General features: G+C 72.3%; 5 protein-coding genes. All 5 read right to left on the bottom strand.

The window, feature by feature from the left end:
- Positions 1–51 precede the first annotated feature (51 nt).
- On the bottom strand, positions 52–1,329 hold the full coding sequence (locus tag AB0305_RS21590) for an LssY C-terminal domain-containing protein (protein WP_364136997.1): 1,278 nt from the start codon (positions 1,327–1,329) through the stop codon (positions 52–54).
- A 79-nt stretch (positions 1,330–1,408) separates the two neighbouring features.
- Positions 1,409–5,866: an FtsK/SpoIIIE domain-containing protein gene (locus AB0305_RS21585; protein WP_364136995.1), complete on the bottom strand. Its 4,458-nt coding sequence runs from the start codon at positions 5,864–5,866 to the stop codon at positions 1,409–1,411.
- On the bottom strand, positions 5,863–6,567 hold the full coding sequence (locus AB0305_RS21580) for a hypothetical protein (protein ID WP_290258450.1): 705 nt from the start codon (positions 6,565–6,567) through the stop codon (positions 5,863–5,865). The genes AB0305_RS21585 and AB0305_RS21580 overlap by 4 nt, the downstream gene beginning before the upstream one ends.
- A gap of 25 nt (positions 6,568–6,592) precedes the next feature.
- Positions 6,593–8,302 (bottom strand): serine/threonine-protein kinase, encoded by a 1,710-nt coding sequence (locus tag AB0305_RS21575; RefSeq protein WP_364136992.1) that lies wholly within the window; start codon positions 8,300–8,302, stop codon positions 6,593–6,595.
- Positions 8,299–9,012: FHA domain-containing protein (locus tag AB0305_RS21570; RefSeq protein ID WP_366173987.1), on the bottom strand; the 714-nt coding region annotated here is incomplete at its 5' end. The genes AB0305_RS21575 and AB0305_RS21570, both read right to left, overlap by 4 nt.

Raw genomic sequence — 9,012 nt, 5'->3', positions numbered from 1 at the left:
TCGGCGTCCCCAGCGGCCCCCGGCTGATCCGGAAGTTCCTATGCCAAGAACCTACCCTGCCGCCTCCGCCAGCGTCGATGGGGACCCCTGCCCATCGGCCTTGCGGGCGTAGCTGAGGGAGCGCCGGCTGGTGAGGGCGATGATCAGCAGGATGTCCAGGGACAGGCCCACCAGGTTGGTCTGGAAGGTCACGGCGGGTCCGCCGGTGAGCACGTCGACGGCCTGGGCGATGATGGCCAGGGCGCTCAGCAGCATGGTGGCCACGCGGGCGCGGTTGCCGCCGCGGAGCACGAACCAGCCCAGCGCGAGCTCGGCCAGGCCGAACACGGCGATCACCGCGACGACCACCGGCAGCTGTTCCCCGGCGCGGTCCGCCAGCGGCAGCGAGCCCGGGTCCGAGACAGCCATCAGGGCCGCGAGAGCCAGGGCGGCGAGGCCGCGGAGGGCGGCGAGCCCGACGCCGAAGAGGGTGGGCGCGGGCGGGCGGACGGCCGTCACGGCGGGCGGCGGCACCGCCCCGGCGTCGGCCGTGACCCCGGTGAGGTCGACGACGGGCAGGTGCCCGTCGGTGGAGATGGTGTCTCCCCCGCCGTTGCGCGAGTGGTAGCCGGAGGAGAAGTCGCGCAGGATCCGCACCCCGACGGCGGGGTCGGCGGCGCGCAGGCTGGCCAGGACGAAGTCCCGTTCCCTGTCGATGTCCTCCTCGATCTTGTGGGTGACCTGCAGCGTGAAGAGGGACAGGCCCACGGAGCGGTCGTAGGTGCCGGCGGCCACCCAGTCCACGGCGGCACCGCCGGGCAGCACCCAGCCGGGCGGGCAGCGCCAAAACCGGATGTGGTGCCGCTTCCCCGGGTTGCCGTCCACCTCCTGCTGGTACGCGAAGTCCTGCTGCCGGCCAAAGAGGAACAGCGGGCTGACCGGCGCCTCGTCATAGCTGCGGCGGGTGAGGGTGGCGGTGATGATGCGCCGGCTGCTGGCCAGGTCGACGGGGTCGGCCAGGGTCCAGCCGGCCCGGTGCATGGCGGTGTGGACCTGTGCCGGGGAGCCGAGCAGCGCCACGTTCACCGGATCCCCCAGCAGGCCGTCGCTGGTCCGGGCGCGGCCGATGAAGTAGTCGGGCAGGTAGATGCGGGTGAGAATCCGGTGCAGCCGGGGCAGCACCAGGTACGCGAGCGCGGCCCAGAAGACGACGGCGAACCAGGCCCGGCTCCAGTCCAGGCTCGCCTCAAACAGGATGCTTGCGAGCCAGAGGGCGGCCACACCGCTGAAGACGAAGAGGGCGTTGTCCAGTGCCGTGTCGCCGCCGGGGGCCACCCTCCGCGCGGCCACCGCCCGATTCCTTACCCGGGTCATGCCCACACCCTACCGCCGGAGACGCCACTGCGTCCCCGGCGGCAGGGCTGGACGCCTAGGCCCGGTTTTCCGGCGGCAGGGCCACCTGGAGCTTGCGGACCTTGCCGCGGCCCACGATGTAGCCGCGGCCGGGGATGAAGTCCCCGCTGACCCGGCCCAGGGAGGTGTTGCGCAGGCTGTCGCCCTCGATGTCCCCGGGGTTGAGCAGCAGGCCGCGGCGGCCGGACTTGAACGGCTGGGCCAGGGACCAGGCGGAGGACCAGGTGGAGGTCTCGGATTCGCCCACCACCCACTGCTCGGCCTTGATCGAGGCGGTCACCAGGCGGCCCAGGCCGGATTCGGCCAGGGTGTCGGTGAACTCGGTGAGGCCCTCGATGAAGATCGCCAGCTTGCCGGGGGTGCCGGTGCTGTAGTCGACCAGTTCGTCGATCACCTCGTCGACATCGTCGGCGCCCACCACGGACCGGTCCCAGAGCTTCAGGGACGCGGCCGCGGAACGCCGGGAGCCCAGGTAGATCAGCTCCACGCCCGGGTTGGAGCGGCGCAGGGCGTGCGCCAGGGTCACCAGGGCCACGGTGCGGCCGGAACCGGGAGGGCCGGCCAGCAGCAGCGGGCCCTCGGCCAGGATCTCGGCGGGCTGCAGGGTCTCGTCGTCGACGCCGATCACGGGCAGGTCCGGGCTGCCGGCGGGCAGCAGGTCCAGGTCCACCGAGTCGGGCAGGCGCTCGATCTGCGGGGCGCGTTCGACGCCCTGGCGCAGCATGGCCTCCCGGAGCTTGTGCACCTCGCGGGCCTGGACGGCCAGGTTGGAGTTGCCGCCCAGGACGGCCAGTTGCACCTCGAGGCCGCCGAGGAGGCCGCGGCCGGGCGGGCTGCCGGCGCCCAGGACGTCGCGCGGGACGTCCATGGACAGGTAGTCCTCCTCGGAGGACAGCCGCAGCACCAGCCGGCGCTGGATGGAGGCCAGCAGGGAGGCCGGGACGGCGTTGGGCCGGTCACCGGTGACCACCAGGTGGATGCCCAGCGGCCGGCCGTCGGTGGCCAGCTGCAGGAAGATGTCCCAGAGGCCGGAGAGCTTGCTGTATTCGAAGGTCTCCCGGAAGGCGGAGATGCCGTCCACCAGGATGAAGATGCGCTTCTCGTCCGCCATCCCGGAGAGCCTGCGGTACTCGACGATCGTGCTGGCGCGGACCTCGGCGAAGCGGGCGGAGCGGTCGTCGGCCAGGTCGCGGAGCCAGCGCAGCAGGCGGCCGACGCGTTCGACGTCGTCGCCGTCGATCACCTCGCCCACGTGCGGCAGCTCGTCGAGCATCCGCAGTCCGGCGGAGCCGCAGTCGATGCCGTACACGTTTACCGGGCCGCCGCGCGGGGTGACGGCCGCGGCGATCGCGATGCCACGCAGCGCTGCGGACTTGCCGGAGCCGCCGGTGCCGTAGATGGCCATGTTCCCGTCCCGGTCCGGTTCGTAGAACACGGTGGGCTGGTCCTGGTGCGCGGGGTCGTCCGCCACGCCCAGGAGCAGCCGCTCGTCCGTCCGCGGGTTCGGCAGCAGCGAGAAGTCGTAGGTGGTGGCCAGCTCGTCCAGCCACGGCTTGCGGGGAGGCTCGATGGCGAGCACGTCCGCGGCGCGCAGGATGTTCTGCGTCATCCGGGCGATGTCGTTCGGGCCGGCCGGCTGCTCGGCCGCCGGGTCCGCCTCGGCCGGGGCGGCCCAGGCCGGGCCGGAGCCGAACGCCATCTCCACGACGTCGATCCGGGGCCGCTGCGGCTTCTCCGTGGTCCAGCCTCCGGCGTAGCCGGTCTGGAAGCCCTGGATCCGGCCGGGACCGGTCTTGACCGCGCCGCGGCCCGGGATGGACGGGTCGAAGTAGGCGGCGGTGGGGACGCCGAGGATGTCGACGGCGTCGTCCTCGTCCGCCATCCGCAGGGCCACGCGCAGGTTGGTGTTGGCGCGCAGGCTCTCCTTGATCACGCCGGCGGGGCGCTGGGTGGCGAGGATCAGGTGCAGGCCCAGGGAACGGCCGCGGGCGGCGACGTCCACCACGCCGTCGACGAACTCGGGCACCTCGGTGGCGAGGGCGGCGAATTCGTCCACGATGATGATCAGGTACGGCGGCGCCTCCGGGTCGGCCCGGCGCTGGAGTTCCAGCAGGTCCTTGGCCTTCTTGCGGTTCAGCAGCTTCTCGCGGTGGTGCAGCTCGGCCCGGAGCGAGGTCAGGGCCCGGCGGACCAGGTGCGGGGACAGGTCGGTGACCAGGCCCACGGTGTGCGGCAGCTGCAGGCAGTCGGCGAACGCGGCGCCGCCCTTGTAGTCCACGAACAGGAAGCTGACCCGGTCCGGGCTATACGCGGCGGCCATGCCCATCACCCAGGACTGCAGGAACTCGGACTTGCCGGCGCCCGTGGTGCCGCCCACCAGCGCGTGCGGGCCCTCGTTCTTCAGGTCCAAGTAGAGCGGTTCGATGCCCTTGGAGCCCACCAGGGCGCGGAGCGAGCCGTTGTCCTTGCGGTTGGGCGAGGCGGAGGCGTGCACGGAGTTGTTCTCGCTCCAGCGGTCAGCGACGGCCTGCGGGTTGTCCAGGAAGTCATTGCCGATCAGGGTGGCGTAGGAGACGGCGCGGGGCAGGTCGGAGTCGTCCTCGAGCGGCTTGCCGACGTCGACGACGGGGGCCAGCATGCGGGCCAGCTGCGCGGCGAGGCCGGCGTCGAGGCTCTCGCAGGAGACCGGGAAGGTGTGCCGGCCCAGGCGGACCTGGCCGGTGGTGGTGCCGTGTTCGCCGTCGACGGCCATGAAGTCCCGGCAGGCGGCGGGGAGCTGTTCCACCGAGGCGGCCACCCAGATCACGTGGACGCCGGCGTCGGGACCGCGCTCAAGGACGCGGGTGAGCCGGCCGCGGTCCACCGGGGCGTCGTCCTCGACCACCAGCAGCACGGTGGGCAGCTGCGGGGCGGGGACCTCCGCGGCGGTTTCGCCGGGCCGGTCGGTGAAACCGGGGCGCAGCGCCGGGGCGGGTTCGCGGGAGGCGGCCTCGCGCTGGTCGATCAGGTCCTCGAGGCGGGACAGCAGGGCGGTGCCGCCGGCCGGACCGGCGGCCAGGTGGTCCCCGGCGAGCGGGCTGTGGCCGGAGCCGGCGTGCGGGAGCCACTGCAGCCAGTCCCAGCGGTCCCGGGACTGGGCGGAGGTGATCGCGGTGAGGACCACCTCAGCCGGCGAGTGCAGGCCCACCAGCTGCAGAACCATGCCGCGGGCGACGTCGTCCACCAGGCCACGGGCGCCGGCCAGGCCGAAGGAACCGGCGGTGCGCAGCTGCGAGACGATCGGCACGCCCTCAACCTCGGCGAACCGGTGCAGGCAGTCCTGGATCTCGGCCATGAATTCGGGGTCGGTCTCGTTGTTCTGCGGTTCCTCGAACTGGATCCGGGACGGGGCGGTGCCCAGGCCGAAGCGCAGGCCCAGGAAGCCGGTGTGTTCGGGGCGGTGGGTCCACAGCAGCGGGCCCAGCTTGTAGATCGAGTCCACGGTGTCGCTGACGGAGGGGGCCTCCTGCAGCCGGACGGCCCGTTCCACCTTTTGCAGCCCGGTGATGTCGGCCTGGAACGCGGCCATGGCGGCGCGGAAGGACTTGAGCTGTTCCTTGCGTTCGCGCCGGGACTGCATCCTCTGGTCCATGTAGTGACCCACGACGAACAGCGGCATCATCAGCATGAAGATCACGGACATCATGTTCTGCGTGACCGCGAAGACCACGGCGCCCATCATCAGCGGGGCGATCAGCATAATGTACGGGAAGGGCTGGCGTTCCTGGCGGGTGGGCCCGGACGGCACGGTGCGCTTGCGCGGTTCGAACCGGGGCACCACGCGGGGCGAGCGGTTGAAGTCGATCAGCGGGGAGCTCGGGGCGGCGCCCTGGCTGCCGCCGAGCGAGACCACCGAAACCGTGGTGTCGCCCAGGGTCACGGTGTCCGAGGAGGTCAGGGTGGCACGGGTGACCGGCAGCCCGTCCATCAGCAGCCCGTTGGCGGAGTTGGTGTCCACGATCTCGATGCTCTCGCCCACCGTGATCCGGGCGTGCCGCTTGGAGGTCAGCGGGTCGGTCAGCCGGATATCGACGTCGCGGTCCCGGCCCACGTAGCTGGTGCCCGAGGGCAGCGGGAATTCGCGGCCGACGTCGGGCCCGGAGAGGATCCGCAGGGTCGCCGCGGCGGGGCCCCGGTTCGCCCCGGGGACGGCGAACTGCTCGCTGACCTGGGTGAGGGAGATGATCGAGCCGGGCCGGAGGCCGGATTCGAGCAGGCCGTCTTCCCGGTTCAGGACGGTGCCGGTGGAGCCGCCGGCGGCGAAGGCCTCCTCGATCCGGAGCGAGAGGTTCGCCGGCGCGGGGGTGCCGCGCCGGGCCGGGTCGGCGGCCCAGAGTTCGGTGGCGATGTCCGCCACGGTGGCGAGGCCGTCGACGGTGACGGCCAGGTCCTTGGCCTCGGCGGGGTCGCGCCGCAGGGTCAGCCGGATCCTCATGCGTCCCCGCTCCCGCGCTGGGTCTCCAGCAGCCCCAGGTCCGCGGGGGTGACCAGGTGCGAGGTGACGGCGTGCTCGACGAGCCGGGCCCGGCGGTTGGTGGCGAGCTTCCCGCCGCCGCCGCGCAGTCCGGCGACTCCCACCCGGTCAAGTTTGTCGCACACGTTGTCCAGCTTTCTGTTGAATCGGGTCAGGGTCCAGCCCAGGGTCTTGGCCGCCTCCGCGGAGGAGGGGATGGCGCTGAAGCCGGTGCCCTCGCGGCGGAGCATGGGCTCGGCGAGGGCGACGATCAGGGCCTTTTGCGAGTCGGTGAAGACCACGGGGCCGATGGTGGTGTCGCCCCCGCTGTCCTCGCCGCGGGATTCCTGCCGGAAGGACGGGGTGCGCAGGTGCACGGCGAACTCGTACGTGGTGGGGCCGGCGGTGAAGATGACGTTGGTGTGGCTGAAGACCAGCGGGATCCGGGCACCGGGGGCCAGCCAGGCCTGCATGCCCCCGGAGGCATCGGCGATGGTGGCGCAGAGCATGCTGCCGACGTTGCTGAGCCACCAGATGCCGTCGTAGCGGGCGATCTGCAGGAACTGCCGGTGCAGGTACGGGTTGTCATCGACCTCCAGGTCGCCCTCGCGGCCGATGCTGAAGATGTCCTCGTCGGATGGTTCGTGCCATTCGCCGCAGAAATCGATCGCTAGGTCCCCCATGATGCTTCTCCTTCTCGGGTGGTAGTCACGGTTTCTTGGCGCAGCCGATGGAGGGCTGTTCCATCGGTGAGGAGGCACCGTCGGCGCGGACCATCATCACCTGGATGCAGGTTTCCCCCGAGGGATTCGGTTCGACCTGCACCTTGGGTTCGGCGGCCGCCTGGAACTCCCCCGTACCCTGGAGGGAGTAGGTCCGCCATTTGTACTTGTCCCCCGGCTTGGGCTGCGGGTTCTTCCAGGTGAAGGTGACCTTCCCGGCCGCGTCCACGGCTCCGGTGAGGTTCTCCACGTCCGGGACCGTGCCGTTGTCCAGGGCGTCGGCGGGCGGCCGGCTGACCTGTTCGGCGGGTTTGGCGGCGGGCGCCGGGCGGGTGGTTCCGGCCACGACGCCGACGACGCCGGCCACCACCAGGACGGCGCCGGCGACGACGGCGAGCACCAGGTTGCGCCGGCGGTGGTCGGGGGCGGCGGCGCTGTCTCCGACGGCGTCGGCTGCCGCCGCGTCAGTGTCCCCCGAGGCCTGCCGGCTGGAACGGCTGACGGTGGCCGCGACGTCGTCGTCCTCCGCGGGGGCGGCCGGCGTGAAGGAGGGCACCGTACCCGGCTTCCGGACCGTGTCGGCCCCCTGCGGCGCGGCGGGCGCTCCGGCGGGGCGGCGGACGGTGTCGCTGCCGGACCCACCCTGCGGGGCCTGCTGTGGCGCCGTCGTGGGAGCCGTTGTGGCGGTGTTCGGTGCCGTTACCCCGCCGAACCGGGTGGGGAACGTGGGGCCGTGCCCGGTGGCGTCCGGGTCGATCGCCGCGATGCTGCGGACCCGGGTCTCCTCGAAGCTGTCGTCCGGGTGCGGTTCGTCGGCGCGGGGTTCCTCGAGGACCTCGAAGGGGGTCACCGAGAGATTCAGTTCGGCCTGGATGCGCTGCAGCGCCAGGGCGAAGGCATGCGCCGAGGAGTACCGCGACGCCGGGGCCTTGGCCATCGCGGTTGCCAGGGCCAGTTCCAGGGACTCGGGCACGTCGGCGCGGCCCAGCTTGGGCACGGGCATGCTGGTGATCCGGGAAATCAGCTCGCGCTGGGAGTTATCCGCGCCCGGCAGGACGAACGGGGACCGGCCGGCCAGCAGGGTGTAGAGGGTGGCGCCGAGCGCCCAGACGTCCACCAGGACACCGTCGACCTGGCGGTCGCTGAACTGTTCCGGCGGGGACCACGGGATGGACATGCCGGCGTCCTCGTCCTGGTCCCCGGCGAGTGTGCCGGAGATGCCGAAGTCCGTCAGCGCGGGCCGGTTGTAGTCGGTGACCAGGATGTTCGCGGGCTTGATGTCCCGGTGGGCGATCCCGGCCCGGTGCGCGGTTTCGACGGCGGAGGCCACCTGGATGCCGACGGCCAGGACCTCGTCCACGCTGAAGCGCTGGCGGCGGTAGCGGACGTCCAGGCTGGGCCGGGAGCAGTACTCCATGGCCAGGTAGGAGTGGCCGGCGTCGGTGATCTCGGCCTCGAAGATCGTCACGATGTAGGGATGCGAGGAGAGCTGGGCCATCAGGTTGGCCTCGGACTCGAACCGGCGGCGGGCGCCCTCGGTCTTCAAATCCGAGAGCAGTACCTTGACCGCCACCTTGCGGCGCGGACGGTCCTGTTCGTAGAGGTAGACGTCGGAGAAGCCGCCGGATCCCAGCAGGCTGACGTAGCTGAAGCCGGGGATTGTGGGCGGCGGCGCGGCGGGGCGTTTGGCGTTCACAGCAGCTCCTCGAAGCGCAGCTGGATGCCGTCACCGAGTTCGGCGATGTCGCCGTCGAACACGATCGCCATCTCGCCCTGGGCGAGCCGGCGCGGGGCCTGGCCCTCACGCAGGAGCACGGTGCCATTGGTGGCCTTGAGGTCGCAGAGCATCACGTGCCAGCCCTCCAACCGGACCTCCACGTGCGAGCGGGAAATATCGCCGCCGGGGCTGGCCACCTGGATCAGGCGGGGCATGACCGCGCCCTGGACCCGGGAGACCGAGGGCTGGCGGCCGATGATCAGGGACTGGTCCAAGTCGATCAGTTCGCCGGTGGAGAGCCGGACCCGGCCGAGGCGCGGCCGCCGGACCTGCACGCCGTCGCCGGGCAGGGCCTGGCCGCAGTAGGCGCAGGCGGCGCTGGTGGGCGGGTTGGCGTGGCCCTGGGGGCAGACCCGGGCCAGGACCATGGGGCCCGTGCCGGGAGCCGGCTCCGGGGGCGACTGCAGCGGGGCCGCTCCCCTGCCGGGCAGCGCGCTCTTCATGATGGTCTGGCCGTCGTGGTCGGTATCGCCGGCGGCGGGCTGAGCCAGCGACGCCGACGCGGGGCTTTCCGGGGCCGTGTCCGGCCGGGCGAAGGCGTGAATCAACGACGGCGGACCCTGCTGGGCCCGCGGCGTGGGTGCAGGAGCAGGAGCCGGCGCGGGGGCGGCGGCCGCGCGGTCGCCGCC

Source organism: Arthrobacter sp. NPDC080086 (genome assembly GCF_040702285.1).
Note: the sequence above shows the minus strand (reverse complement) of the source record. Positions and strands in the feature narration are given on the sequence as shown.

Coding starts and splice junctions, on each gene's coding strand:
- AB0305_RS21580 (WP_290258450.1), bottom strand. CDS start 6,567: ATGGGGGACCTAGCGATCGATTTCTGCGGCGAATGGCACGAACCATCC.
- AB0305_RS21585 (WP_364136995.1), bottom strand. CDS start 5,866: ATGAGGATCCGGCTGACCCTGCGGCGCGACCCCGCCGAGGCCAAGGAC.